The organism is Micromonospora sp. WMMD812 (assembly GCF_027497215.1).
GTDB lineage: Bacteria > Actinomycetota > Actinomycetes > Mycobacteriales > Micromonosporaceae > Micromonospora.
In genome coordinates, this window is record NZ_CP114904.1 from 3,405,723 (window position 1) to 3,431,774 (window position 26,052).

27 protein-coding genes are annotated in these 26,052 nt (G+C 74.6%); 11 read left to right on the top strand and 16 right to left on the bottom strand.

The features are described from left to right. Positions 1–46: 46 nt before the first annotated feature. Positions 47–1,150, top strand: a complete 1,104-nt coding sequence (locus tag O7603_RS15570; protein ID WP_281576425.1) for a beta family protein — start codon at positions 47–49, stop codon at positions 1,148–1,150. A 4-nt stretch (positions 1,151–1,154) separates the two neighbouring features. Here O7603_RS15570 and O7603_RS15575 read toward each other — a convergent pair whose 3' ends face one another. Both O7603_RS15575 and O7603_RS15580 read right to left on the bottom strand, forming a co-directional pair. After that, positions 1,155–1,436: an adhesin gene (locus tag O7603_RS15575; RefSeq protein ID WP_281576426.1), complete on the bottom strand. Its 282-nt coding sequence runs from the start codon at positions 1,434–1,436 to the stop codon at positions 1,155–1,157. Positions 1,437–1,621: 185 nt separating this feature from the next. Continuing rightward, on the bottom strand, positions 1,622–2,695 hold the full coding sequence (locus tag O7603_RS15580) for an NAD(P)-binding domain-containing protein (RefSeq protein WP_281576427.1): 1,074 nt from the start codon (positions 2,693–2,695) through the stop codon (positions 1,622–1,624). Positions 2,696–2,819: 124 nt separating this feature from the next. On the opposite strand from O7603_RS15580, the gene O7603_RS15585 reads away from it, so the two are divergent. Together O7603_RS15585 and dacB are read left to right on the top strand one after the other, a co-directional pair. After that, positions 2,820–3,551 carry an aquaporin gene (locus O7603_RS15585; protein ID WP_281576428.1) on the top strand — a complete coding sequence of 244 codons (732 nt, stop codon included), beginning with the start codon at positions 2,820–2,822 and terminating at the stop codon, positions 3,549–3,551. Positions 3,552–3,634: 83 nt separating this feature from the next. After that, positions 3,635–5,215, top strand: a complete 1,581-nt coding sequence (gene dacB, locus O7603_RS15590) for a D-alanyl-D-alanine carboxypeptidase/D-alanyl-D-alanine-endopeptidase (protein WP_281576429.1) — start codon at positions 3,635–3,637, stop codon at positions 5,213–5,215. Positions 5,216–5,269: 54 nt separating this feature from the next. Here dacB and O7603_RS15595 read toward each other — a convergent pair whose 3' ends face one another. The 5 genes from O7603_RS15595 to O7603_RS15615 all read right to left on the bottom strand — a co-directional run bounded on the left by O7603_RS15595 (position 5,270) and on the right by O7603_RS15615 (position 8,546). Then, a complete protein-coding gene (locus tag O7603_RS15595) occupies positions 5,270–5,599 on the bottom strand; it encodes a hypothetical protein (protein ID WP_281576430.1) in 330 nt (109 codons plus the stop codon). Positions 5,600–5,710: 111 nt separating this feature from the next. Next, a complete protein-coding gene (locus O7603_RS15600) occupies positions 5,711–6,148 on the bottom strand; it encodes a nitroreductase family deazaflavin-dependent oxidoreductase (RefSeq protein ID WP_281576431.1) in 438 nt (145 codons plus the stop codon). A 139-nt stretch (positions 6,149–6,287) separates the two neighbouring features. After that, positions 6,288–7,247 carry a hypothetical protein gene (locus tag O7603_RS15605; protein ID WP_281576432.1) on the bottom strand — a complete coding sequence of 320 codons (960 nt, stop codon included), beginning with the start codon at positions 7,245–7,247 and terminating at the stop codon, positions 6,288–6,290. A 198-nt stretch (positions 7,248–7,445) separates the two neighbouring features. After that, on the bottom strand, positions 7,446–7,895 hold the full coding sequence (locus tag O7603_RS15610; protein WP_281576433.1) for a pyridoxamine 5'-phosphate oxidase family protein: 450 nt from the start codon (positions 7,893–7,895) through the stop codon (positions 7,446–7,448). A 57-nt stretch (positions 7,896–7,952) separates the two neighbouring features. Further along, positions 7,953–8,546, bottom strand: a complete 594-nt coding sequence (locus O7603_RS15615) for a pentapeptide repeat-containing protein (RefSeq protein ID WP_281576434.1) — start codon at positions 8,544–8,546, stop codon at positions 7,953–7,955. A 74-nt stretch (positions 8,547–8,620) separates the two neighbouring features. Here O7603_RS15615 and O7603_RS15620 point away from each other — a divergent pair, with 74 nt between their 5' ends. Both O7603_RS15620 and O7603_RS15625 read left to right on the top strand, forming a co-directional pair. Then, positions 8,621–9,853: a serine hydrolase domain-containing protein gene (locus O7603_RS15620; RefSeq protein WP_281576435.1), complete on the top strand. Its 1,233-nt coding sequence runs from the start codon at positions 8,621–8,623 to the stop codon at positions 9,851–9,853. Positions 9,854–9,942: 89 nt separating this feature from the next. Beyond that, on the top strand, positions 9,943–10,584 hold the full coding sequence (locus O7603_RS15625; RefSeq protein ID WP_281576436.1) for an NAD(P)H-binding protein: 642 nt from the start codon (positions 9,943–9,945) through the stop codon (positions 10,582–10,584). Positions 10,585–10,612: 28 nt separating this feature from the next. Here the strand turns inward: O7603_RS15625 and O7603_RS15630 are convergent, their stop codons facing one another. Together O7603_RS15630 and O7603_RS15635 are read right to left on the bottom strand one after the other, a co-directional pair. After that, the gene (locus O7603_RS15630) at positions 10,613–11,077 is read right to left on the bottom strand and encodes a PPOX class F420-dependent oxidoreductase (RefSeq protein ID WP_281576437.1); all 465 of its coding nucleotides are present in this window, start codon (positions 11,075–11,077) and stop codon (positions 10,613–10,615) included. A 41-nt stretch (positions 11,078–11,118) separates the two neighbouring features. Beyond that, positions 11,119–11,760, bottom strand: a complete 642-nt coding sequence (locus tag O7603_RS15635; protein ID WP_281576438.1) for a DUF6642 family protein — start codon at positions 11,758–11,760, stop codon at positions 11,119–11,121. Between the two features lie 308 nt (positions 11,761–12,068). On the opposite strand from O7603_RS15635, the gene O7603_RS15640 reads away from it, so the two are divergent. Then, positions 12,069–12,845 (top strand): D-Ala-D-Ala carboxypeptidase family metallohydrolase, encoded by a 777-nt coding sequence (locus O7603_RS15640; RefSeq protein ID WP_281576439.1) that lies wholly within the window; start codon positions 12,069–12,071, stop codon positions 12,843–12,845. A gap of 107 nt (positions 12,846–12,952) precedes the next feature. Here the strand turns inward: O7603_RS15640 and O7603_RS15645 are convergent, their stop codons facing one another. From O7603_RS15645 to O7603_RS15660, 4 genes are all read right to left on the bottom strand, one after another. Continuing rightward, positions 12,953–13,438 (bottom strand): hypothetical protein, encoded by a 486-nt coding sequence (locus O7603_RS15645; protein ID WP_281576440.1) that lies wholly within the window; start codon positions 13,436–13,438, stop codon positions 12,953–12,955. An 88-nt stretch (positions 13,439–13,526) separates the two neighbouring features. Next, positions 13,527–14,951: a DUF234 domain-containing protein gene (locus tag O7603_RS15650; protein WP_281576441.1), complete on the bottom strand. Its 1,425-nt coding sequence runs from the start codon at positions 14,949–14,951 to the stop codon at positions 13,527–13,529. A 92-nt stretch (positions 14,952–15,043) separates the two neighbouring features. After that, positions 15,044–15,700, bottom strand: a complete 657-nt coding sequence (locus tag O7603_RS15655) for a response regulator transcription factor (RefSeq protein ID WP_281576708.1) — start codon at positions 15,698–15,700, stop codon at positions 15,044–15,046. A gap of 74 nt (positions 15,701–15,774) precedes the next feature. Continuing rightward, positions 15,775–17,025 carry a histidine kinase gene (locus O7603_RS15660; protein WP_281576442.1) on the bottom strand — a complete coding sequence of 417 codons (1,251 nt, stop codon included), beginning with the start codon at positions 17,023–17,025 and terminating at the stop codon, positions 15,775–15,777. A gap of 133 nt (positions 17,026–17,158) precedes the next feature. On the opposite strand from O7603_RS15660, the gene O7603_RS15665 reads away from it, so the two are divergent. The 3 genes from O7603_RS15665 (at position 17,159) to O7603_RS15675 (ending at position 19,592) form a co-directional block, all read left to right on the top strand. Continuing rightward, positions 17,159–18,052, top strand: a complete 894-nt coding sequence (locus tag O7603_RS15665) for an ATP-binding cassette domain-containing protein (protein WP_281576443.1) — start codon at positions 17,159–17,161, stop codon at positions 18,050–18,052. Between the two features lie 68 nt (positions 18,053–18,120). Further along, positions 18,121–18,843 carry an ABC transporter permease gene (locus O7603_RS15670; protein WP_281576709.1) on the top strand — a complete coding sequence of 241 codons (723 nt, stop codon included), beginning with the start codon at positions 18,121–18,123 and terminating at the stop codon, positions 18,841–18,843. Between the two features lie 2 nt (positions 18,844–18,845). After that, positions 18,846–19,592, top strand: coding sequence for a hypothetical protein (locus O7603_RS15675; protein WP_281576444.1), 747 nt, complete (start codon positions 18,846–18,848; stop codon positions 19,590–19,592). A gap of 82 nt (positions 19,593–19,674) precedes the next feature. Here O7603_RS15675 and O7603_RS15680 read toward each other — a convergent pair whose 3' ends face one another. The 3 genes from O7603_RS15680 to O7603_RS15690 form a co-directional block, all read right to left on the bottom strand. Continuing rightward, complete coding sequence (locus O7603_RS15680; protein WP_281576445.1) at positions 19,675–20,730, bottom strand: hypothetical protein; 1,056 nt, start codon at positions 20,728–20,730, stop codon at positions 19,675–19,677. 75 nt (positions 20,731–20,805) lie between these two features. Next, on the bottom strand, positions 20,806–23,235 hold the full coding sequence (locus tag O7603_RS15685; RefSeq protein ID WP_281576446.1) for an FtsX-like permease family protein: 2,430 nt from the start codon (positions 23,233–23,235) through the stop codon (positions 20,806–20,808). Beyond that, positions 23,229–23,972 carry an ABC transporter ATP-binding protein gene (locus tag O7603_RS15690; RefSeq protein WP_281576447.1) on the bottom strand — a complete coding sequence of 248 codons (744 nt, stop codon included), beginning with the start codon at positions 23,970–23,972 and terminating at the stop codon, positions 23,229–23,231. The genes O7603_RS15685 and O7603_RS15690 overlap by 7 nt, the downstream gene beginning before the upstream one ends. A 168-nt stretch (positions 23,973–24,140) precedes the next feature. Between O7603_RS15690 and O7603_RS15695 the strand changes: the two genes are divergently transcribed. Further along, entirely contained in the window at positions 24,141–25,301 is a 1,161-nt protein-coding gene (locus O7603_RS15695) for a sensor histidine kinase (RefSeq protein ID WP_281576448.1), read from the top strand. Then, a complete protein-coding gene (locus O7603_RS15700; RefSeq protein ID WP_281576449.1) occupies positions 25,298–25,978 on the top strand; it encodes a response regulator transcription factor in 681 nt (226 codons plus the stop codon). Before O7603_RS15695 ends, O7603_RS15700 begins: the two co-directional genes overlap by 4 nt. The last annotated feature ends 74 nt before the right edge of the window (positions 25,979–26,052 follow it).

Sequence of the window (26,052 nt, forward strand, 5' to 3'; positions counted from 1 at the left end):
CCCGATCGGCCCTGTGACGTATGGGAATGCCTGGCTAACCTGAAGTATGGTGCCCGCCCACGGGGGCCGGGCGGCGGAACCGGTCTACCGCCCCATCCTCGCCATTCGGCGGGGTGAGCTGGAGGCGTTGTCCCACCTCGACGCCACCACCGCCCCGCTGGTCGCGCCGATCCTCGACGTCGACACCCTCGACCGGACCACATCGGACTCTCTCGCGCGGCTGCCGGCCGGGCTGATGCCGGCCGTCGACGTCACCGCGCTGCCGGAGGCGCCGGAGAGCGAACTGGTCCGCTGGGGCGTACCGCTGATGCCGGTGATCGGGCTCGCGGAGAGCGACCGGCGGCTGGTCGCGCACGGCGCCGCGGCCCGGGCGTACGGGCGGCGGGCCCTGATCCGGGTGCGGGCGGGCCTGGACCGGACCGGCCCGGACGCGACGACCTCGGCGGTCGAGCGGATCTGGCGGTTCACCCGGCTCACGCCGGAGCAGTGCGACCTGCTGGTGGACGCGGGCGACGTGTGCTGCCTGGCGGACGTGCGACTGGCCGAGCCCCGGGCGCGCCGGCTGCTCGACTGGGCCCGGCGGTACGCCTGGCGGTCGGTGACGGTGGCGGCCGGCGGGCTGCCGCCGACCCTGTCCCGGCTGCCCACCGACGAGCCGGTCCGGCTCGACCGCTGGGACTGGCTGCTCTGGCAGCGCCTGGCCGATCTCGGTGTGGGCTACGGCGACTACGGCGTCCGTTCGGCGCAGCCCGGCACCGGGCAGCCGGGCGACCGGCTGCCCACCATGTGCTACACCACCGACGGCGGGTGGTGGATCTACCGCTGGTCGCGGCGCGGCGGGCGCGGCGACGAGCGCTTCGCGGACCTGTGCCGCACCCTGGTCTCCGCGCCGCACTGGCCGGCCGCCGGGGCGTCGTTCTCGTGGGGCGACCACGAGATCCTCCGCCGCGCCCGCCGCGTGGCCGGCGCCGGCTCGATGACCAACTGGACGGCGTGGAGCACCTCGCACCACCTCGCACAGGTGCTGGCCGCGCTGCGGCACCCGGCCCCGGTCGCCAGGCCGGAGCCGTGGCGGGTGGGGCCGGACGCGCCGGAGCGCGGCCGGCCGTCCCGATCGCCGCGCGGCGGGGAGACCCGCCGCGCCGGCTGAGCGACTAATGCTTCTCCGTGAAACCGAACTGGATGATGCCTTCGTCGTCCACGGTGGCGTCGACCGAGGCGTCGCCGAGGATCTCGACGGCGTCGGCGTCCAGGAAGATCCGGGCGCCCTGGTTGTCCACCACGTGGTCGCCCTGCACCGGTTGGGGCACCAGCTCGACGGTCAGCGAGCCCGCGGCGGCGTCGGCGGCGATACGCACCCCGCCGTCCTCGGCGACGTCCTGCTGGTTGGCGAGGTCACGGATGACCAGGACGGCGTTGTCGGTCATGGTGAGCATGGTGGAACTCCTCGTGAATTCTCTCGGATCGCGGTCGGAACGGCGCAGACCGGGATTGGCCCGCGTCCGGGGCGCACGTGGGAGGTGATCGCGGGCGACCTGGTCGCGACCGCGCCGGGGCAGGTGAAGGGGCCCCTCACGGCCTACGGTGCCCGCTGCCGGGCGATCCGTCAAATAGAGGATGGTCAGTCGAGAGCGGCGGCCGGGGCGAGCAGCGCCCGGATTTCGTGGACCGCGGCGCGGCCGGCCCGGTTGGCCCCGATGGTGCTCGCCGACGGCCCGTACCCGATCAGGTGGATGCGGGGGTCGGCGACGACGCGGGTGCCGTCCATGGTGATGCCGCCGCCCGGCGCACGCAGTCTGAGCGGGGCGAGGTGGTCGAGCGCGGCCCGGAAGCCGGTGCACCAGAGGATCACGTCGGCGGGCACGAAACGGCCGTCGGCCCAGGCGACGCCGTCCGGCGTGATCCGGTCGAACATGGGTAAGCGGTCGAGCACGCCCTGCTCGCGGAGGCGACGCACCTCGGGGGTCACCGGCAGACCGGTCACGCCGACCACGCTGCTCGGTGGGCGTCCGGTGCGGACCCGCTCCTCGACCAGGGCGACGGCGGCCCGGGCGTGCTCCGGGCCGAACTCGATGTCCCGGAAGTCCGGCGGCCGCCGGCTCACCCAGGTCGTGTCGGCGGCGACCGCGGAGATCTCGCCGAGCAGTTGCACGGCGGAGGTGCCGGCGCCGACCACCACGACCCGCCGGCCGGCGAACTCGTCCGGGCCCCGGTAGTCGGCGGTGTGCAGCTGGCGACCCCGGAACGACGAGCGGCCGGGATAGTGCGGCCAGAACGGCCGGCTCCACGTGCCGGTGGCGTTGATCAGGGCGCGGGTGGTCCAGCTGCCCTGGTCCGTGCGGATGTCCAGCCGGCCGTCGGGCAGCGAGTGCACTCTTCGGACCTGGACCGGTCGCCGCACCGCCAGGCCGAACTCCCGCTCGTACGCGGCGAAGTAGTCACTCACCACCTGGGCGGCCCGCTGGTCGGGCGAGGCGGCGGGGAAGGGCATCGCGGGTAGGTCGTGGAAGCCGTGCACCCGGTCCATGGTCAGGGTGGGCCAGCGGTGCCGCCAGGCGCCGCCCGGGCCGTCGTCGGCGTCGAGGATGGCGAAGCCCGTTTCGGGGGTGAGGCCGGTCCGGCGCAGGTGGTATCCGGCGGAGAGGCCGGCCTGGCCGGCGCCGATCACGACCACGTCGACCGAGCGGCTGTCCATGACCGGTCCAACACTGGGCGCGCGCCCGCTGTGCCCTCCCGGGGCGTCTCGCCGGTCACAGCCCACCGGCGAGCTAGCTGGTCTTTTTACTCGCTTGCGGCCGCTTTGTCCCTAGGCTGACCCCATGACAGACGTCCGCCGCTACATCGCCGAGTTCCTCGGCACTCTCCTGCTGGTCTTCTTCGGCGTGGGCAGCGCGATCGCGGCCCGGGTCCAGGGCGGTGTGGTGGTGGTGGCGCTCGCCTTCGGACTGGTCCTGATCGCGCTGGTCTACACGATCGGCCCGCTGTCGGGCAGCCACGTGAACCCGGCGGTCACCCTCGGGGTGCTGATCTCCGGCAAGATCTCGGTGATCGGCGCGGTCGCCTACTGGGTCGCGCAGGTCCTCGGGGGCATCGTGGGCGCGTTCCTGCTCTGGGCGCTGACGCGCTGGGGTGACGTCGTGGACCAGACCGGCGCGCTCGGCAGCAACGGTTACGGCGCGCACATCAACCGGGGTGGGGCCGCCCTGCTGGAGACCGTCCTGACCTTCCTGTTCGTGCTGGTCGTGCTGGTCGCGGGCACTCGCGCCGACCACGCCGCCGTCTCCGGCGTGGCGATCGGGCTGGCGCTCGCCGCGACGCAGCTGGTCGGCACCACCCTGGACGGCGCCTCGGTCAACCCGGCCCGGTCCATCGGCCCGGCCCTCTTCGAGGGCGGCGTGGCCCTGCGGCAACTGTGGGTGTTCATCGTCTTCCCACTGCTCGGCGGGGCGCTGGCCGCGCTGGTGGCACCGTTGATCATCCGGAAGGACGGGCGGTACTGGGGCGGCGAGGAGCAGCCACCGACGCCCGGCCCGGAGGCGCGTCCGATCTGACGCCGTCGCCCACCACGGCCGTACGGCAAAAACCTTCGACTCTGGCTCTTCACTGGCGATTATCTCCGTGACACGATCGGCGCATGCATCGTCGTCTCTTCCCTCGGACGCTGGCGCTGGTGGCGCTGGTGGCCGCAGCCGCCACCGCCGGCGCGCCCGGCGCCACCGCCGAGGCTCCGGCCCCCGCGGTGACCCGCCTCCACGCGACCATCGACGCGATCCTCGCCGACTCCCGACTCGCCGGGGCGCAGGCCTCCGTGGTCGTGGTGGACACCGCGACCGGCCAGACCCTGTACGACCGCAACGGCGACCGCCGCCTGGTGCCGGCCTCCAACACCAAGCTGCTCACCTCCACCGCGGCCATGGCGCTGCTCGGGCCGGACCACCGGTTCACCACCGATGTGCGCAGCAGCGGCAAGCGGCGCGCCGGGCTGCTCGCCGGCGACCTCTACCTGCGCGGCGGCGGCGACCCGACCATGCTGGCGAAGGACTACGACGCGCTCGCCGCACAGGTGGCGGCCGGCGGCGTGCGGGTCGTCACCGGCGATCTCGTGGCCGACGACACCCGCTACGACCGGACCCGCCTCGGGCCGGACTGGACCTGGGACGACGAGCCCTACTACTACGCCGCGCAGGTCTCCGCGCTGACCGTCGCGCCGGACACCGACTACGACGCCGGCACGGTCATCGTCCACGCGGCTCCCGGCAAGGCTGGCGCCCCGCCGGTCATCACCACCACCCCCGCCACCGGCTACCTGCGGTTCGACAACCGCGCCCGGACGGTGGCCGGCGGCGAGACGTCGATCTCCTTCGAGCGCGAGCACGGCGGCAACACCGTCGTGGTCACCGGCCAGATCGCGGTGGGCGACGAGCCGGCGAGCGACTGGGTGACGGTCTGGGAGCCGACCGGCTACGCCGCCGACGTGTTCCGGGCGGCGCTGCGCCGGCACGGCGTCACGGTGCTCGGCCGGACCACGGTGGGCACGCCCGCCCCCACCGGGGCGGCCACCCTGGCCCGGCACGACTCGATGCCCCTGGCCGAGCTGATGGTGCCGTTCCTCAAGCTGTCCAACAACGGGCACGCCGAGGTGCTGACCAAGGAGATCGGGCGGGTGCGCTCCGGTTCGGGCACCTGGTCGGCCGGGCTCACCGCGATCAGCGGCTACGTCGCCGAGGCCGGCATGGACACCGGCACGCTGCGCCAGCGGGACGGGTCGGGGCTCTCCCGCCGGAACCTGATCCCGGCCGGTGAATTCGTGGACCTGCTCGCCGCCGTCCGCGGCCAGCCGTGGTTCGACACCTGGTACGCGGCGCTGCCGATCGCCGGCGAGCCCGAGCGCTTCGTCGGCGGCACGCTGCGCAGCCGGATGCTGGGCACCCCGGCGGCCGGGAACGTGCACGCCAAGACCGGCAGCCTCACCGGCGTCTCCGGCCTCTCCGGCTACGCCACCGACGCCGACGGCCGGGTGCTGGCGTTCTCCATCCTGCTGAACAACTACCTGGCCTCGTCGGTCAAGGGGTTGGAGGACCAGATCGCCGTCGCGCTCGCCACGTACAGCGAGACGAGCGGGGCCACGGCGCGGGTGGCGCCGGCCGCGGAGCCCGACCGCACCGGAGCGCCCGACGGGCTGGAGTGCTCCTGGGTCAAGCCGATCGCCTGCTGAGCCGCGGGGCCGGGCTCGCGGCTCCCGCCGGCGGCGGAGCCGCGAGCCCGCCGCTCAGGCACGCGGGCGGCTCGGCACCGGGGCAGCCGGATCGCCGCGTTCGATGAGCGCGGCGATGTCGGCATCCCGCAGCCCGCGCAGCGCCAGCACTTGGGTCCCCCAGCGGTGCAGCCGGCACGGGTGTGGACTCGCGTCGTTGCGGCAGACCGTCCCGCCCGACCAACTCCGCGGCGCGTGCACCACCACCGCCCGCACCGCGAACTGGGCGTCCTCACCTGTCACATAGGGCGGTAGCGGGATCTCCCGGAGCACGTCACCGGACGGCTCCGCGGCAGCGGCGGCCGCGGAGCCGGCACGGGCGCGGCGGGCTGTGCTGCTGCTCATCTGCGGGCCTCCATACAGGACGGTCGGACCGGGACAGCAGAAAGTTACGCCGACGTGGACGGGCGGCGACGGACAAACTGTCCCGGCGCCGCCCAACCGATCCGGCCCCGGTCAGGCGCGCTCCAGCACCACCACCGGGATCTCCCGGTCGGTCTTGGTCTGGTACTCGTCGTACGCCGGCCAGATACCGGCCATCGTCGCCCACATCCGGGGCTTCTCCTCCGGCGTGGCCGGACGCGCCCGGGCGGTGAACCGCTCGCCTTCGACCTGCACCTCCGCGTGCGGGTCCGCGAGCAGGTTGAGGAACCAGGCCGGATGCTCCGGGGCGCCGCCCTGCGAGGCGACGACCAGGTAGCGGTCCTCGTCCCGGCCGTAGATCAGGGCGGTGCGGCGCAGCTTTCCGCTGTGCCGGCCGCGAGTGGTCAGCAGCAGCGTGAACACCCCGGGCCGCCACTCGTGGCCGTCGGCGCCGTCGGTCTCCAGGTAACGGCGGATGTGGTCGGCGACCCAACCCGTGGGGCTGTCCAGAACCTGTTCACTGGAGGTCATCGCTGCGCTCCTTGAGAGATCTCTCGGTCGTCGCGCCCACGCTACTCCGGCGCGCCCCCGCCGGCCGGGCGAACGCGACGCCCCACCCGCGCCGGGCGGACGGGGCGGCCACGCCGGGCCGGCGCGGCGGACCCGGCGATCAGCGCAGGGCGACGGCCTGGAGGCCGACGTTGCCGCAGTCTCGGCTGAAGACCGCCTCGGTGGTCCAGGTGATGAGCAGCCGGGCTCCCTCGGGGGCGCGGAACCGCAGGGTGAACTCGGCGCTGCGGCTGGTGTGCGGGTCCTCCATCCGCACCGTCGTGGTCGGACCGCCCACCGACAGCCGCGCCTCCAGACGGGCCCGCGCCATCCAGAGCCCCGCGTAGAGCCGTACGGTGCGCAACTCGCCGCTGGCGGCGACCGCCAGCGCGAAGCCGCTGCCGGTGCCGCAGGTGTAGACGCCGTTCGGGGTGCCGTCGACCGTGCGTTCCCGCGTGCCGTCCCGCCAGCTGAAGATTTCCTGGTTGCCGTCCCAGCCGCCGCGTGCGCCGCTGCCACCCTCGTCGACGATCTCGCCGGACCCGTCCCGCTTGCGGACGATCGACTCGCCGCCGCGCAGCCCCCAGTGCACCCAGTCCCGGGGCCCGGCGGCGGTCAGGTCGACCTCGGCGGGGATGTCGCCCTGGGTGACGGTGAGCAGCGGGGGCGCGGGCGCGTTCGGCGTGGGCGGCGTGGCCGACGGGCTGGGCGCGAGGGTGGGTTGGCGCTGCCGCGGCTGCAGCCCGGGCGTGGCCGGCCCGGTGTCGCTCCGGTTCGCCTCGATCGCCGGGAAGCCGGTCGAGCGGCCGGCCCCGGCGGGCAACCCGCCGGGCAGCGCCGGGTCGGACTCCGGACGGGTGCCGACGTACGCGAGCAGCGCGGTCAGGCTGGCCAGCAGGGCGAGCCCGGCGGCCGCCAGGCGGCGCTGCCCGAGCGGGGCCGGCCACCGCCGCAGCGCGGCGCGGGCCCGGGCCGGCAGCGGGACGGTCGACCGGTGCCGGGGCGGTGTGGTGGCGGCCCGGTGACCGGCTCCCCCGCCGGACCTGCCCGTGCCCGCCCGGCTGAAGTCGTCCTCCGCCACCGGCCCTCCGCTCCGCACCGGACGGTCCGGCCCGGTGGCGCGCGTCGTCCGCGGAGGGTTCGCCCCCGCGCGGTTTCGCTCGGATCCACCAGAACCGGACGGTCGACGTGTCCAGTCTGTCAGCGCACCGTAGCGGACATCGACCGGAAGCGGAATCGAGGTCCCTCGCGTCGACGGGGCGGGCGGACCTCGGCGCCGTCAGCGCCGCTCGCGGCGGCGCAGGCCACGACCCGGATGCCAGCTCTCGATCACCAGGTGGTCCGGCGGGTCACCGACCCGGGTCAGTACCACCTCGGTCAGTTCGATCCGGAATCGGTGCGAGCCGTTCTCGCCGGGCGGCTCCTCGTGCGCGATGCCGCTGATCTTCGCGTCGCCGTCCCAGGCGGCCGGATCGTCCGGCGGCGCGTCCTCGGTCGGGCAGTGCAGCGACACCCGCGGGTCGCGGCGCAGGTCCTGCGCCTTCAGCGCGCCGGCCATGCTGCCCAGTCGCAGCTGGTCCGCGCCGAACTCGAACTCGGTGCCACTGATCCGCGGCGCGCCGTCCCGGCGCAGCGTCGCCATCGTGCCGTGCTTGCGCACCGCGAAGCGGGCGCGTACGCGCGCGGCGAACTCGGGTTGCTCGTCGACGAGGTCTGACCACCATGCCATGTCAACCACGATGGCAGCGAAACCTGACAACCGGTGTCGGCTTTCCTCGACCGACTCTCAACCGACCTCGAAGCCGAGCGCCCGAGCGATCAGCACCGCCTGTTCCGGGTCGATGATCGCGCCGGCCCGCTCCACTCCCAGCGGGTCGAGCCCGGTGAGGTCGCTGCCGCGCAGGTCCGCGCCGCCGAGGCGGGCGGCGTGCAGTTGGGCGGCGGCGAGGTCGACGCCGGTCACGGTGGCGCCGGTGAGGTTGGCCCCGGTGAGATCGACCTCGCGCATCCGCACGTCGGTGAGGCGGACGCCCCGCAGGTCGGCGCCGGCCAGGCCGACGAAGGACCAGTCGCCGCCGGTGACGGTCAGCGGGCGCAGGTCGCACTGGTCGAAGGTGCTGCCGACCAGCTTGCAGCCGGTGAACTCGGCCTCGAAGAAGTTGCCGCGCTTGAAGGTGCAGCGGGTGAAGGCCGAGTCGGTGTGTTGGGAGGCGTTGAACCGGACGTTGCCGAAGGTGCACTCGGTGAAGACCGCGCCACGGGTGACGGCCTCGGTGAGGTCGACGTGGAAGAACTCGCAGCGGGCGAAGTGCCGGTCGACCAGCTCATCGCCGTACCAGTCCTCGTCGCGGAAGGTGGTGTCCTCGGTCAGCTCCGGCATCCGGCCAGGGTAGTGGCCGGCACCGACAGGTGGGCCCTTCCGGTCCGGGCGGACCGACGAGTAGGTTCGGCGACGTGAGCGTGGCACGGAGCATCGACCCGGACCAGATCGGCTTCGACCCGGCGCGGCTGGCGCGGATCGACGAGCACTTCGGCAGGTACGTCGACGACGGCCGGCTCGCCGGCTGGCAGGCGGTGGTCACCCGGCGCGGGGAGGTGGTCCACTCCACGACGTACGGGCTGCGGGATCTGGAGGCCGGCGCGCCGGTCGAGCCGGACACCCTGTGGCGGATCTACTCGATGACCAAGCCGGTCACCTCCGTCGCGGCGATGATGCTCTGGGAGGAGGGCCGGTTCGAGCTGACCGACGAGATCAGCCGCTGGCTGCCCGAGTTCGCCGACCTGCGGGTCTACTCCAAGGGCTCGACGCTCAAGCCGTACACGGTGCCGGCCGTGGAGCCGATCCGGGTCTGGCACCTGCTCACCCACACCTCCGGCCTGACGTACGGCTTCATGCAGACCTCGGTGGTCGACGGCCTCTACCGGGCCGCCGGCTACGACCTGTACCCGCCGGCGGACGTCGACCTCGCCACCGCCTCGCGGGCCTTCGGCCAGCTGCCGCTGCTCTTCCAGCCCGGCACCGCCTGGGGCTACTCCGTCGCCACGGACGTGCTGGGCCGGCTGATCGAGGTGGTCTCCGGGCAGAGCCTCGACGCCTTCTTCACCGACCGGATCTTCCGTCCGCTCGGCATGACCGACACGCACTGGTGGGTCGAGGGCGACGCCGCGGACCGGCTCGGCGCGCTCTACGCGCCGGACCCGCGCACCGGCCGCGCCTTCCGCTACGACAAGCTGGGCGCCCTGGCGTACGAGAAGCCGGCCCTGCTCTCCGGCGGCGGTGGCCTGATCTCCACCGCCGCCGACTACCACCGGTTCACCCAGATGCTGCTGCGCGGCGGCGAGCTGGACGGGGTACGCCTGCTCGGTCCGCGCACGGTGCGTTTCATGACCCGCAACCACCTGCCCGGCGGGCAGGACCTGGGCACCCTCTCCACCGGCGGGTTCGCCGAGACCACCCTCGACGGGATCGGCTTCGGGCTCGGCTTCGCCGTGGTCGACGACCCGATCCCCAGCCGGGTGCCGAGCAGCGTCGGCGAGTACTACTGGGGCGGGGTGGCGAGCACCGCTTTCTGGGTCGACCCGGCCGAGGAGGTCACCGCGCTGTTCTTCACGCAGCTCCTCCCGTCGAGCACCTACCCGATCCGGCCGCAGCTGCGCCAGCTGGTCTACTCCGCCCTGGTCGACTGACCGCACCCCGGGCGTTCTTCGGGTAACGGCACCCGCCGGCCGGCCCGGTCATAGCCTGGGGACGAGGTCACGTCCGGCGGGAGGCGGTCATGAGCAGCATCGTCGTGTTCGGCGCGGGCGGCACCGCGGGGTCCCGGGTCACCGCCGAGGCGGTCAACCGGGGGCACCGGGTCACCGCCGCCGTACGCCGCCCGGAGGCCACCTCGTACCTGCCGGCCGGCGTCCGGGTGGTGACCGGTGACGCGACCAGCGAACGGAGCGTGCGGGAGCTGGCCCCGGAGGCGGACGTGCTGGTGGTGGCCATCGGCGGCGACGGGCGCGGGCTGTGGCGGGACGCGGCCGAGACGCTGGTCGGCACGTTGCGGGGGATGCCGGATCCGCCCCGGATCATCCACCTCGGTGGCGGCTCGACCCTGCTCACCCCGAAGGGGACACGCTTCCTCGACGAGCCGGACTTCCCGGCGGAATACCGCGACTCGTCCCAGGGCCAGGCGGACGCGCTCGACTACTACCGCACCAGCGCCGACGGAGTGACCTGGACGTATGTGTCCCCGCCGCCGCTGGAGTTCCACCCGGGCGAGCGGACCGGGCACTACCGGACCGGCACCGACCAGCCGGTCACGGACGACCAGGGGCGCTCGGTGCTCACCTACGAGGACCTGGCGGTGGCCATCCTCGACGAGATCGAGAACCCCCGGCACGAGAACACCCGCTTCACCGCCGCGTACTGAGCGCGAGCCGGCGGATGCCGGGGCGCGGTCAGTCGGCCAGGCGGGCGGGGAAGCCGCCGGTGGCGATCGGCCCCCAGCGGTCGATGGTGACCCGGATCAGGGACTTGCCCTGCCGCACCATCGCCGCGCGGTACTCGTCCCAGTCCGGGTGCTCGCCGGAGATGCAGCGGAAGTACTCCACCAGCGGCTCGATCGCCTCGGGCAGGTCCAGCACCTCGGCGGTGCCGTCGAGCTGCACCCAGGGCCCGTCCCACTCGTCGGAGAGCACACAGGCCGACACCCGCGGGTCGCGGCGGACGTTGGTCGCCTTGGCCCGCTCCGGGTAGGTGGAGATCACCAACCGGCCGGCGGTGTCGACGCCCGCGGTGACCGGCGAGGCCTGCGGGCGGCCGTCCGCCCGCGTGGTCATCAGGACCACCCGGTGCCGGGGCCGGAGGAACTCGACCAGGCCGGCCCGGTCGATCTTGGTGTTCGTCGCGATGCTGCGTGCCACGGCTCGTTTCTACCAGGGCCGGTCGCCGGGGCGTCCGGGGGTCAACGAGGGCGGGGGGTGAGGTGCTCGGCGCCCGGTTGCGCCGGCACCCGGGGCCGGGCCGAGGGCCGCCAGGCGCGGCCGTTGGCGTAGATCACCCGGAACCCGAGGTACGAGGCGAGCGGTGCCCAGTGCGCCGAGCCCATCCGCAGTTCGGCCGCGTTGTGCCGCTGTCCGTTGGCCAGCACGTCGAGGAGCACGGTTTCGAAGGCGGCCGATTCCACCCAGTCGACTTCGCGGGTAAAACCGCAGATCAGAGCCGCTCCGGTGATGTCGAGGAATTCGCGGAGCGTGGCGTCCGAGGCGCGCAGCACCGAACAGCTGCCGAAGTAGAGCCGCCGCCCCTCGCAGCGGCCGGCCATCAGTTCGGCGACCTCGGCGAGTTCCACCGAGTGCCAGTCCGTGAGGCGCAGCCGGTTCGGTTCGCCGTGCATGGCGAAGAACCCGACCCGGTGGTCGGCGTACTGCTTGAGCAGCCAGCGGTCCACGAAGTAGAAGAGCTCGTCGCGGGTGGCCGCGTCCTTGTGGATGAAACGGATCTTGCCGAGTCGTTCGAGCAGTTCGAGCGTGGGCAGCACGGACCCGCGCTCGTTGAGGTCGCGGTGCCACTGCCCCTCGACGCAGAAGACGCCTCCCCGCGCCACGTCCACCTCCGCCAGTGCGCCAGCCCGGCGCTGACGTTACCGGCCCGGCCGGGCCGGAGAACATGACCCTCGGTGGGATCGTCCGCGACGTTCCGTACGGTTTTGCGCTCTCCTTCCGGCCGACGCCGGAAATGGCTGTTTCGCAAATCAGCCGAATCCACAGCCGCTCCCCAGGAACACCAAATTATGAGGACGATTCTCGTTTCTCGCCACCAACCGCAGCGACAGGTGCGACGGTGGAAATCACGGGACGTCTCGGGCGATGTCCCGAAAGCCACCCCATTCACTCTCCTATCGGGAGGACTTCCGTGCGCGTAAACACCTTGAAGCGGGCTGCCGTCGCCTTCGCCCTGGCCCTGCCAGGCGCCGCGATCGCCGCGGTCGTCGCCGCGCCAGCGGCCCACGCCGACGGCTGCTACACATGGACCCGCAACCTCTACCAGGGGCGGTCCGGTGCGGACGTCCGCCAGCTGCAGATCCGGGTGGCCGGCTGGGCCGGCAACCGCGACATCGTGGAGAACGACGGCATCTACGGACCGAAGACCGCCGCCGCGGTCAAGCGCTTCCAGCAGGCGTACGGGCTGCGCGCGGACGGCGTCGCCGGTCCCCAGACCTACGCCAAGCTCTACGAGCTCCAGGACAACGACTGCACACCACGCCACTTCAGCTACAGCGAGATGGATGACGGCTGCGGCCGCGGCGGGTGGAGCGGGGGCCCGCTGCCGGCAGCCGAGACCCGGCAAAACGCGCTGCGCACGATGTGGAAGCTGGAGGCGCTGCGGCGCAGCCTCGGCGACAAGCCGCTCTACGTGAGCAGCGGATTCCGCAGCCGGACCTGCAACAACCAGGTCGACGGCGCCTCGGACAGCCAGCACCTCTACGGCAACGCCGCTGACGTGGTGTCGCGTACCTCGTCGCTCTGCGACGTTGCCCGCGCCGCCCGGAACAACGGCTTCAGCGGACTTTACGGGCCGGGCTACCCCGACCACGACGACCACGTGCACCTCGACTCGCGGCGGGAGAACAACCGGGACAACAGCTCCAACACGACGAGCTGGTCCGCGCCGGACTGCGGAGTCCGGTAACGACTGAGCCGGCCATCGGTTCGACGCCGGCCCGGCGCGGGTGGGGAACCCCGCGTCGGGCCGGCGTCGTCCTGCCCCGGGGGCGGCTGGAGCGGCCGTACCTCCGCTCAGCTCGCCCGGGGCCAGCGCGGCACGGCGGCGGGGGGAGCCACCGGCCGGCTGGTGCCCGCGGCGCGCACCACCGGGCGTACGCCGGACGGCACGACTCGGCTGGCCTGGTTCCGGACGTGGCCGGCGGCGCCGGCGACGGGGCCACGCGTCGGATGCGGGACCGGCCGTTCGGGGCGCACCGGACCGGTGGCGGTGAACGGGAAGGGTACGTGCACGAACGGGTTGCCGTGCCGGATCAGCGCGTCGACCTGACGGTCGTTGAGCCCGTGCGCGATCAACACCCGCCGGCCCCACCGGTGCAGCCGGCACGGGTAGCTGGCGCCGTCGTTGCGGCACAGCGGCCCGGTCGGCCACTCCTCGGCCGTGTGCACCACCACGGCCCGGACCGCGAGCCGGACGTCCTCGGGGGTCAGCGGCGCCGGCAGCGGCACCTCGCCCAGTACCCGATCGATGGGATCCGTCGACTGCTCACCGACTCGCACGGCAGACCTCCCACAGTTCGGCAGCGGTGTGGCGGGCCCGCCACACCGGCATCCTCGGGCAGTGGTACGGGGCGCGCCGACCAGAAGTTCAATCCGGGTACGCGGCGAGCAGGTCCTCCGGCGAGAGCGCCCGGACGCCGTCGGTGACCACCCCGCTGCGAGAGACCGCGACCAGCGCCAGGTCCTCATCCGCACCCGGCAGCTGAGACCGGTGCTGAAGCAGCCGACCCAGGTCATGCACGTCGAAGGGGCGGTTCTCCAACCACTTGACCGATCCCACAAAGGTGAGTCGTTTGGCGATCGGCCCTCGATCGGCACCGACGAGATCGATTTCCGGGTCGTTGGTCCGCGTCCAGTAGCCGCCAACCTCGCTCGTGCCTTCTGGCAGGTGGCCCGGCGGCAGCCGGCGCAGAGCCTCGCGCACGACCGGTTCGATTGCCCGTCCTCGCCAGGTCGTCCACGCCGAACTGATCCGGCCCAGGGTCAGGTCACCCCGCCCTCGCTCGATCTCGGACAGGTAGGGACCGAGGAACGACAGCCAGAACCGAAGGTACGGGTCGGCGACGCTGTATCGGGTCTCGCGGGACGGTCTGGTGGACAGCGGCAGCCCGACCTCCACCATCCGCTTGTCGGTCAGCAGTCGCAGCGCCCTGGTGAGTGACGCCTGCGGTAAGTCGCCCGCGGCCCGGGCGATCAGCGAGAAGGTCCGTTCCCCCGATCCGATCGACCGGAGCACCAGCCCGGCCTGGGATTGCGCCGGAAACTCGGCCGCCAACGCCCGTTCACCGCTGACGATCAACGCCGAGGTCGGGTCCGTCACCGCGTCGGCGAGATAGTCCTGCAGCATTGCGCCGGTGGGCCATTCGTCGAGGATCAGGGGCAGGCCGCCGGAGACCAGGTAAGCGTCGAACGCCTCGGCAGCCGGAAGGGCGAGCATCTGCGCGACCTCGGCGGGGCTCAGCGGCGGGATGACCATCTCGCTGGCGCGCTGGTGGAACGGGCGGCCGTATTCGTTCAACGCCTCCATCATGGCGAGGTCCGACCCCACACAGATCAGGAGGACTGGCCGCCGAGAAAGCTCCCGATCGAACACCTTCTGCAGCGTGCCCTCGAAGCCGGGGTCGCCGGCGATCAAATACGGCATCTCGTCCAGGACGACCACGCTGGGGCCGTCGGTGGGCAGCGCGGCAGCGAGCAGCGTCAGCGCGGCGTCCCAGGTGCGTGGAACCTGCGCCTGGAACAGGTGCGCGCCAGGGAGCGTCGAGCCGGCTGCCGCCTCGACGAACAACGCGAGTTCCGCACCGACCGTGGGCTGCGCCGAGGCGGTGAAAAACAGGTGAGGGATCTCGGTCCGCTCGACGAACTCCTCGACCAGGCGTGACTTGCCCACTCGACGGCGTCCCCGCATGAGCAGGGCGCGGCCGGGACGACCCGCCCGGCCACCGCCGCGCACCCGGCGCAGCATGCCGTCCAGCTGCGCCAACTCTCGTCCCCGCCCCACGAAGCCGTCCACGCAGCCACCCCTGATACTTCCAAGAATGAAACACTCAAGAATGAGTGTAACTTCATCCGTGTTCTCAGGGATACAGCCGCGGCGGCGCGGGGTCAGACCAGGCCGGCGTCGTGCACCAGCAGGGCCACCTGCACCCGGTTGTTCAGCTCCAGCCGGGTGAGCAGCCGGGACACGTACGCCTTGACGGTCGCCACGCTCATGTACAGCTCCGCGGCGATCTCGGCGTTGGTCCGGCCCTGGCCGAGCGCCACCGCGACCTCCCGCTCGCGTTCGCTGAGCGCGGCGAGCCGGCGCAGCGCACGCTCCCGCCGTGGATCGGGGCCGCCGGGGGCGGTGCCGGTGACGTGCGCGATGAGCGTGCGGGTGACCGCCGGGGAGAGGGTCGCCTCGCCGGTCGCCACCCGGCGCACCGCGCGGACGATCTCGGCGGGCGGGGTGTCCTTGAGCAGGAAGCCCGCCGCGCCGGCGCGCAGCGCCCGGAGCACCTGCTCGTCGGCGTGGAAGGTGGTCAGCACCAGTACCTCGGGCGGGTGCGGCTGGGCGCGGAGCGTCTCGGTCGCGGCCAGGCCGTCCAGCCGCGGCATCCGGATGTCCATGAGGACGACGTCCGGCCGGGTCGCGGTGACCGCGGCCTGGACCTCGCCGCCGTCCGCTGCCTCGCCCACGACCCGCAGGTCCGGCACTCCGCCGAGGATCATCGACAGGCCGGCCCGGACCAGGGGGTCGTCGTCGACGATCAGCACGCGCACCGGCTCGCCGCCGCGGGCGGGCGCGTCGCCCGGCCCGGCCGTTCCCGAGGCCGGATCGCTCGCGGCCGGCCCGGTCACGCCGGCCACGGCAGCCAGGCGGCCAGCCGGAAGTCACCGGAGTCGTCGCGCCCGTGCTCGAGCCGCCCGCCGGCCAGGGTGACCCGCTCGGCGATGCCGACGAGCCCGGTGCCGGCACCGGGCAGCGCGACGGCGTTGACTCCGCCGACCGGCCACCGGTTGCGGATCTCCACGGTGAGGCCCGCCCCCGGCCCACCCGCCAGGCCGACGGTCACCACCGCGCCCGGCGCGTGCTTGCGGGCGTTGGTCAGCCCCTCCTGCACGATCCGGTAGGCGCTGCGGCCCACCGCGGTCGGCACCGCCTCCGGGGCGGCCACCAGGTCGCTCACGTTGACCCGGACCCCGGCGGACCGGGATTCCTCGATCAACGCCGGCAGGTCGCCCAGGGTGGGCTGCGGCCGCTCCGGGTCCGCCTCGCCGTCACCCACGGCGCGCAGCACCCCGATCACCTCGCGCAGATCCTGCAGGGCGGCGTGCGCGCTGCCCCGGATCACTCCGGCCGCCTTCGCGACCTCGTCAGGGGGCGCGTCCGGGCGGAACTCCAGCGCGCCGGCGTGCAGGCTCAGCAGCGAGATCCGGTGGGCCAGCACGTCGTGCATCTCCCGGGCAATGCGGGTGCGTTCGAGGTGGCGGGCCTGCGCCACGCGCAGCTGCTGCTCCGCCTCGGCCCGCTCGGCGCGCTCGCGCAGCGACACCACCAACTGCCGGCGGGCCCGGACGAACATCCCCCAGGCCAGCACGGTCCCGCTGAGCACGACGCCGAAGGCGGTGGCCGCCCAGTAGGGCATGCTCGGCTCGGGGCGCAGGTAGCCGAACGCGAAGTTGGTGCACAGGCCGGCCGCGGTGACGGCCAGCGCGACCGCGGCGCGCCGGTGCACCACCACGGTGAAGTAGATGATCAGCAGCGGGACGGCCGCCGCCAGCGAGAACGTGGTCAGCGGCAGGCTCGCCACCGCCAGCCCGAGCGGCCAGCGCCGGCGCACCCAGAGCAGCCCGCAGCAGACCAGCCCGACCAGCGCGTCCACGACGATCATCCAGCCGTAGGGCAGCCGGGTGGCGAACTCGGGGGCGGGCGTGAGGGCGTCCAGCGTGGCGAGCAGCACCCAGCACAGCGAGATCACGAAGGCCACACCGTCCACGACCCAGTCGCGGGTGGTGCGGCGCGGGTGTGCGCGGGCCCGGTCGGCCGGCACGGTGAGCACCCCGGGCAGCAGCCAGGGGTGATCCGGCACGACGACGCTGGTCACGCGCCCATGCTAGGCAGCGGCCCGCCGCGACGACCAGCTACCAAAGTCGAGACCCGGACGTCGACCAAGGTCGGTGCGTACGCAGACCGCCGGCCGCAGCGGGCGACCGGGTGGCCCCGGCAGGCTCGACGGCATGATCAGCGTGGAGAACCTGAGCAAACGGTACGGCCGGCACCCGGCCGTCGACGACGTGTCGTTCCGCTGCGAGCCGGGCACGGTGACCGGGTTCCTCGGGCCCAACGGCGCCGGCAAGTCCACCACCCTGCGGATGATCTGCGGGCTCACCCCGCCCACCGCCGGCCGGGCGACGGTCGACGGTCGGCCCTACCGGCAGCTGGCCAACCCGGGCCGGGAGGTCGGCGTCCTGCTGGACGCCTCGGCCCAGCACGCCGGCCGGACCGGGCGGGAGGCGCTGGCCGTCGCGGCGTACACGATGGGGGTGGACCGGCGGGAGGTCGCCGCGAAGCTCGAGCAGGTCGGTCTGGACGGGACCGCCGCCAAGCGGCGGGTGCGGGCGTACTCGCTGGGCATGCGGCAGCGGCTCGGCCTGGCGCTGGCGCTGCTGGGCGACCCGCGCGTGCTGATCCTCGACGAGCCGGCCAACGGGCTGGACCCGGAGGGGATCTTCTGGATGCGCGGGCTGCTGCGCGACTTCGCCGACCGGGGCGGCACCGTGCTGCTCTCCTCCCACCTGCTGCGCGAGGTGGAGGCGGTCGCGGACCGGCTGGTGGTCATCGGGGGCGGCCGGATCGTGGCCCAGGGCGACAAGACCGAACTGCTCGCGGGCGGCGGCACGCTGGTGCGCGCCCGGGACACCGCGGCGCTGCGCCGCGCCCTCGACGTCGCCGGCCTCGCCGCGAAGGACAGCGCGGACGGGCTGCTGGTCCGCGCGGACGGCGAGACCGTCGGGCAGGCCGCCGCGACGGCCGGCGTGGTGCTGACCGAGCTGCGCCCGGCCGGCGGCGGGCTGGAACAGCTCTTCCTCACCCTCACCGCCGGTGAGCCGACCAAGGAGGCCGGACAGTGACCACCACGACCGCACCCACCGCGAGCGCCGTCGCGCCCGAGCACCGTCCGGGCGTACGCCGGCCGTCCCTGTTCCGGCTGACCGGGGTGGAGCTGCGCAAGCTCTCCGACACCCGGGCCGGGCTGTGGCTGCTGATCATCATCGGGCTGACCACCGCCGTCATCGTCGCCCTCCAGCTCATCTACGCCGACGACGCGGACCAGACCTTCGCCAACTTCTTCGTGCCGTCGCTGCTTCCGGTGGGGGTGCTGCTGCCCGTGCTGGGCATCCTCTCCATCACCAGCGAGTGGTCGCAGCGCACCGCGCTCGTCACCTACGCCCTGGTGCCCCGCCGGGAGCGGGTGGTCGCCGCGAAGCTCGGCGCGGTGGTGCTGGCGGCGCTCGCCTCGGTGCTGGCCAGTCTGGCGGTGGCCGCCGCCGGGACGCTGATCGCCGGCGCCACCGGGGACGGGGGCGGCTGGCGGTTCGACGAGACCCTGCTGCTGAACGCCGTGGTCTTCCAGGTCGCCAACATCCTGATGGGGGCCGGCTTCGGGTTGCTGCTCCTCAACACCCCGCTGGCCATCGTGACCTACCTGCTGCTCCCCACCGTCTGGTCGATCGTCGGCGAGATGGTGCCGGCGCTGCGGGAGCCGGCCGGCTGGCTGGACACCGGCCGGACGATGGAGCCGTTGTTCACCGGTGATCTGACCGGTGGGCAGTGGGGTCGGCTGGCGGTGTCGCTGCTGGTCTGGTTGGCCGTCCCCGTGGCGGCCGGGCTGATCCGGACGCTGCGCCGCGAGGTGGCCTGACCATGGACGGCGCCCCTGGCTCGCGCATCACGGTCAGCGGCGGGGCGACCGAACTGGTCGTCATGTGGGCCGGGTTCCCGCTGCTCGGCGCGGCCGCGGGCTGGCTGCTCGCGGCGGCGGCCGGCTGGGTCGCCGACCTGCCCTGGGCGCCCGCGCAGGGGCTGTTCGAGGCGCTGTCCCGGTTGCCGCAGCCGCAGGTCACCATCGGTGCCGCAGTGGTCGGCGCGGTGGCCGGCGGGCTGCTCGCCGGTGCCGGCCACGCCGAGCGGCTCACCGTCGGCGTGGACGGTGCGGGGGTCGGCCTGCGCCGCGACGGTCGGCAGCGTGACGTGGCGCGGCGGGAGGTTCGGGTCGTGTTCGTCGACGGCAAGGACCTGGTGCTGCTGGACGCGGACGGCGGCGAACTGGTCCGGGAGCGTTCGGACCTGGACCGGGACCGGCTGCGGTCGGCGTTCCGGGCCCACGGCTGGCCGTGGGCGGAGGAGGACCCGCACCGGGCGGCCTACCGGCTCTGGGTTCCCGGGCTGCCCGGGTTGCCGGTGGGGGCCGACGCGCTGCTGCGGGCGCGGCAGGACGCCCTGACCCGGGACCGGCGCGACGACGTCCGGGAGCTGCGCCGGGAGCTGGGTCGGATCGGGGTGGTGGTGCGCGACGACGAGCGCCGGCAGTACTGGCGGCTGACCATGCGGGCCGTGCTCCCCACGTCGGAGGAGCCGACGCCCAGCGAGCCGGGGCAGGACCGCCGGTAGCCCGCGCGCCGCGGTCCGCCGGCCGTGGGTGGCGGGATCACGGGCGTGGGCGGCGGCCTTCTGGGCGGCGGTGCGCCTGCCCTCAGTGCGGGGAGCCGGATCGTAGGGGCGGCACCGGGTCGGGCGAGGCCCGCCGGCCGGTCAGCGCCGGCGGCCAGGCGATCAGCGGCGCCATCCCGAGTCCGGCGAGCACCCCGGCCAGGGAGAGCAGGACATCGGAGTCGGCGGCGTGGATCGGGCTGTTGCCGGCCAACGCGGTGAACGGCGCGCCGATGCGCAGCAGCATCGTGGCGAGGACCGCGGCGAGCAGCATCACCATCGGGGCGATCAGGGCCGCGAGCGCGGCCAGCGCGTGCCGGCGCCAGTCCGGCCGGCCGTGCGGCCAGTCCCAGGCGAGCAGGGTGAGCGCGGTGAGCAGCACCGCGCCGAGCAGCACCTCGGGCAGCACCCGCCCGTCCTCGGGCGAGACGGTGCGGAGCAGCCCGATGCCGACGAGGGTCGCCGCGCCCGCACCGACGGCCAGCCAACGCCGGGGCCAGGTCGGGGTCGGGGCCGCCGCCAGGGCGCAGCCGAGGGCCAGCGCGGTGAGCAGCGCGGCGGCGGCGACGGCGGCCGGGTTCAGTTCCGGCTCCCGGTCGGTCGGTGACTCGATGCCGGCGGCCACCATGGTCAGCACCCCGGCCACGGAGGCCGCCGCCGCCAACGCGCACCGGTGCGCCGTGCCGATGGGCTGCCCGGCGCGGCGGTCCGCGGCGGAGGCGTCCACGGTGCGTCGTACCAGAAGCGTGGCCAGCGCGGCGAGCACCGCGCAGCCGCCGGCGGCGAGCAGCACGGTCGGCCTGGCGCCGGTCGGGTCGGCCCGGTCGACCGCCAGGTCGACGGCGACCCAGACGCCGCCGAGCGGCACGGCGAGCCGGATCCACCGACGGTCGCCGCGCCCGGCGAGCACCAGGGCGAGCACGACCGCGACGATCGTGGCGAAGCGCAGGTCGCGAGCCCAGTAGGCGTTGTTGCCGGGCAGCTGCTCCGACCACGGGCCGATCGGTTCGGTCAGCGGTTGCAGCACGGTCATGTTGACCGCCCACAGCACGACGGCGACGGCGGCGAGCAGCAGACCGGCCAGGCGCGCGAAACGCATCTGCGCACGGTAGCCGCCGGACCACCCGGCGGGCGACCCGCACCACGCGGGCCGGGTCGCCGCCGGAGGTGCCGGTCAGACCGTTGCGTCCGCGATCGCCCGGCCGCGCAGCAGCCGCCAGGTCGGGACGGCGCTCGCCACGAGCGCGAGCAGCAGGCACAGCCCGAGAACACCACCGACCACCCACCACGGCACGACCAGGTCGACCGGCGCGCCGAGCTGCTCGGCGAGGCCGGCCCGGATGCCCAGCAGACCGGCGAACGCCACGGCCCCGCCGAGCACCGCGCCGACCAGCACCACCAGCGCCGATTCCGCGGCGACCAGCCGGACGACCTGCCGTCGGGTCGCCCCGGCCAACCGGATCAGCCGCAGGTCGGCGGCCCGGCCGGCGGCCGCCATCAGCAACGTGTTCACCACGGCGATGGCGCCGTACCCGGCGGTCACTCCGATCAGCAGCAGGGTGGCCAGCCAGACTCGACGGTCCTCCGCCTGGTCCGCCTCGGCGGCCCAGGTGGCGACGTCGACCACCCGCGCGCCCAGCGGCGGGTCGATCGGATCGGAGAGGTACACCGCCGAGGTCAGGGCCGACGGGTCGTGCGCGCGTACGGAGGCACGGGGCAGCAGCAGGTCGCCGGGGAGCGAGTCGTCGGTCACCACCGCCACGACGCGCAGCGCCACCCGCTCCCCGTCGGCGAAGACCACCGGCAAGGGCTCGGCGGGCAGCCCGGACCCCGGTGCTGCCGAGGCGGCGACCACCACGGTGTCGTCGCCCCGCAGGTCGGCCAGGGAGCCGGCGACGACGGAGAGCGCCCGGTTCGCCGCGGTGAATGCCGCCGGGTCGACGCCGAGCGCGGTCAGTGGCCGGTACGGCGGCGCCGGGTCGTCGTTCGGCACGAACACGGTGGTGGGCAGCACGGCCGCTCCGGGGGCCGCCGCGACGGCCTGGTCGGAGAGGCCGGGCGCACGGTCGGGAAGGAGCACCCAGCCGGCGTTGACGGCGTTCGCCCGGCCCGCCGCGTACACGGCGGTGGAGGTGCGCACCATGCCGGACACCAGCACCGCGAACGCGACGGTGAGCAGGACCGGCGCGGCGGTCGACGCGGTCCGCCGGGTCGCGGTCGACGCTCCGGCGCGCAGGAGCAGCGCGACCGCGCCGCCGCGTCGCCGCGTCGGCGGGGTGAGCAGGCCGACCAGCGGGCCGACGAACGCCGGCGAGAGCACCGCGGCGCCGGTGACCAGGGCCATCACCATCAACAGGGCGACGTTCGCCCCGTCTTGCGCGTCCGCGGTCGTGGCGGTGGCGAGCCCGGCCGCCGCACCGGCCGCGACGAGGAGGCCGCCGGTGACCAGCCGCAGCCACCCGATCGGCCGCTGCTCCACCGCCGCCTCCCGCAGCGCCTCCAGTGGCCGGATCCGCGCCGCCCGCCGGGCCGTCCACCAGACGGCCAGCAGCGCGACCGTCGGCCCGGCCGCGAGGGAGGCCGCGACCGGCCAGAGGGTGTACCGGACGCGGAACGTCGCCGGTTCGAGGCCGGCATCGACCAGCAACCAGCCCAGGATCGGGGCGAGCACCGCCCCGGCCAGCAGACCGGCGAGCGCCCCGGCGGCGCCCACGGTGAGGGCGTGCCCGTACAGCAGTCGGCGCACCTGGCGCGGCGTGGCGCCGACGGCGCGCAGCAGCCCCAGCTCCCGGCGGCGCTGCGCGACCGCGTACGCGAAGGTCGCGGCGACGACGAAGACCGTGACGAAGCCGGCGAGGGCGGCGGTGGCGGTGAGCACCTGCAGGCCGATCCAGCGGGTCCGCGCGTCGGTCCGGGGCTCCAGCGCGCCGCGCGCGTCGCCGGTGAGCACGCGACCGTCGTCGCCGACGACCTCGCGGGCGGCGGCGGCGACCCGATCCGGATCGGCGTCCGGGGCCAGGATCAGGCCGATCGCGCGCACCCCGGGCGCGAGGGCGGCGGCCACCTCGTCCGCGACGTGCGGGCCGGGCCCGTCGAGCAGCCCGGTGACGGTGTACGGCGCTGGACCGGTCGCGGTGAGCAGGGTGACCGGGGCGCCGGGACGCAGGCCGAGCGCGGCGTCGACGACGACCTCGCCGGGGTGCCGGGGCGGCGCGCCCGCGGTCAGTCGGGCCGAGCCGAGGCGGGCGCTGGACCAGCCGTGTCCCTCGTGGACGTCCTGCCGCTGGCCGTCGGTGGCCGGGGGGCGGCCGTCCACGAGCGGCTGGGCGTGGAAGGTCCGGTCCGGCACGGCCTCCTCGACGCCGGGCAGGCCGCTCAGCCGTGCCGCGAGCGCGGTCGCCGCCGCCGAGGACCAGGGTCGGGTGGGTGGGAACGGGTCTCCCGGGCTCCCCGCCTCGGGGCTCTGCACGACCACCGCCGCGCGGGCCAGCCGGTCCGGCACCGGCGCCTGCCCGGACGCCAGGAGCAGGGTGGACGCGGCGACGAGCGCCACCCCGACGGCGACGGCCACGAACGCGCCGAGCGACCGGCGGCCGGTCAGCACGACGGCTCCGGCGTGAGGTCGGTGATCCGGGCGGCGACGTCCCCGGCGGTGAGCGGGCCGGCGAGTTCGTCGGCGAGCCGCCCGTCGGCGAGCAGCAGGACCCGGTCGGCGTACGCGGCGGCGGTGGGGTCGTGGGTCACCATCACGACGGTCTGCCCGTGCTCGTCGACCAGCCCGCGCAGCAGTCGCAGCACCTGCCGGGACGCCGCGCTGTCCAGCGCGCCGGTGGGTTCGTCGGCGAAGACCACCGCCGGTCGGGTGATCAACGCCCGGGCGATGGCGACGCGCTGCTGCTCGCCGCCGGACAGTTCGCTCGGCCGGTGCCGGGCGCGGTCGGCCAGCCCGACGGCGGCGAGCGCGGCGGTGACGTCCTCGTCCGGCGGACGCCGGCCGGCCAGGCGCAGCGGCAGCGCGACGTTCTGTGCCGCGGTCAGCGTCGAGATCAGGTTGAACGTCTGGAACACGAAGCCGATCCGGTCGCGGCGCAGTCGGGTCAGCGCGTCCTCGCCCAGCTCGTCGAGGCGGACACCGTCGACGGTGACGGTCCCCTCGGCCGGGCGGTCCAGCCCCGCCGCGCAATGCAGCAGGGTCGACTTTCCGGAACCCGAGGGTCCCATCACCGCCGTGAACGTCCCACTCGCGAAGCCGGTCGTCACGCCGTCGAGCGCCGTGACCCGGCGGCTGCCGGAGCCGTACACGGCCCGGAGGCCGGTCAGCGTCACCGTCTGTGTCGTCATGCCATCACGCTGCCGCGCTCACCGGGGTTCGCGCGTCGTGCCGGGGCCGGCACTTCCCCGCCGTCCCCAGGGCGGTGTGTCCGTACGTGGAGGGCCCGCTCGTCATCCCCGGGGATGACCGCCCTGAGGCCGACGCGGTCGACCGCCGGGACGGTTACCGTCTGACGGGTGAGCGCTCACCTGCTGACCCGGCGGCTGCGGCCGGTGGATCTGTACCTGGTGGACGGCGCGCTGGCCGTGGTGGTCGGCGCGGCGCTCTGCGCGTACGCGGCGTTGGAGACACCGCTGAACGGGGGCGCGCGCGAGCCGGTGTGGGTGTCGGTGCTCACCGGTCTGGTCATCGGGTTGCCGGTGGCCGCACGGCGGCGCTGGCCGGTCGCGGTGGCGGTCACGGTGAGCCTGGCGGCCGCCGCCGCGCTGGTGACCGGCCTGATCCCGAACTTCGCGGCCGCCGCCCCGGCGGTCGCCATCGGGCTGGTGTTCTACACGCTGGCCGTCACCACCCCGATGCTGCGGTCGCTGTTCTGCGCCGCCAGCTGTCTGGTGGGGGTCAGTGTCGCGCTGGCGCTGACCGGTGGAGACCTCTGGTCCCGGACCGGCGCGATCGCCTACGCGGCCGTCATGATCGCGCCAGCGTGGTTGCTGGGCTGGTCGATCCGGGAACGGCGGGCGCTCGCCGCCCGGCAGAGCGAACACCTGGTGCGCCAGGCCGCCACCGAGGAGCGGCTGCGGGTCGCCCGTGAGCTGCACGACGTGGTGGCCCACACGATGAGCCTCATCGTGGTGAAGGCCGCGGTGGCCAACCATGTGGCGGACGCGCAGCCGGGTGAGGCCCGCGAGGCGCTGCGGGTCATTGAGGCCACCGGCCGCGCCGCGCTCACCGACATCCGCCGGGTGCTCGGCGCGCTGCGCGAGGGCGTCGCGTACGGGCCGGCGCCCGGCCTGGATGAGCTGCCCAGGCTCGCCGAGCACGCCGCGATCGGCGGCGTGGACGTCCGGGTCGACGTCCGGCGGGACGTGCCGGACGTGGCCGCGGTGCCCGAGTCGGTGGGGCTCGCCGCGTACCGGATCGTGCAGGAGGCGGTGACCAACGTCGTGAAGCACGCCGCACCCGCGGCCTGCCGCGCCACGGTCACGGTGGCGCCGGGCGAGGTGCGGGTCGAGGTGACCGACGACGGGCGGCGCCCGGTCCGGATGGACGGGGAGGGCCACGGGCTGACCGGCATGCGCGAGCGGGTGGCGATGCACGGCGGTGAGTTCGCGGCCGGCCCGCGCGCCGGCGGGGGCTTCGCGGTGACCGCACGGCTGCCGTACCAGGCCGTCGCATGATCCGGGTGCTGATCGCCGACGACCAGGCGCTGCTGCGCGGCAGCTTCCGGGTGCTCGTCGACCTGGCCCCGGACTGCACCACGGTCGCCGAGGCCGGCACGGGCGCGGAGGCGGTGGCGCTGACCGCTCGGCACCGTCCCGACGTGGTGCTGATGGACGTGCGCATGCCGGAGATGGACGGCATCGAGGCGACCCGGCGGATCTGCGGCGACCCGGCGACGGCGGGCTCCCGGGTGCTGATCCTGACCACGTTCGACCTCGACGAGTACGTCTACGGCGCGCTGCGGGCCGGGGCGAGTGGCTTCCTGCTCAAGGACACCCCGCCCGCCGACCTGCTGGCCGGCATCCACGTCGTCGCCGCCGGCGAGGGGCTGCTCGCGCCCACCGTGACCCGGCGGCTGATCGACGAGTTCGCCCAGCGGCCGGAGCCGGCCCGGCCGCTGCCGCGCCGCCTCGACGGGGTCACCGAGCGGGAGCGCGAGGTGCTCACGCTGATCGCCCGTGGGCTGTCCAACCCGGAGCTGGCCGCGCACCTGCACCTCAGCCTGGCCACGGTGAAGACGCACGTCGGACGGCTGCTGACCAAACTGGCCGTCCGTGACCGGGCGCAGCTGGTCATCGTCGCGTACGAGACGGGGCTGGTCGGCCCGCCCGGGCCCCGGCGCGACCCCGGTTGAGCGGCCGCCGTTCCGCGACGATCCGCCGCGTCGCGGGCTCCTGCGGAGTGGCGACGTCGACCGCGGCGGCGGCC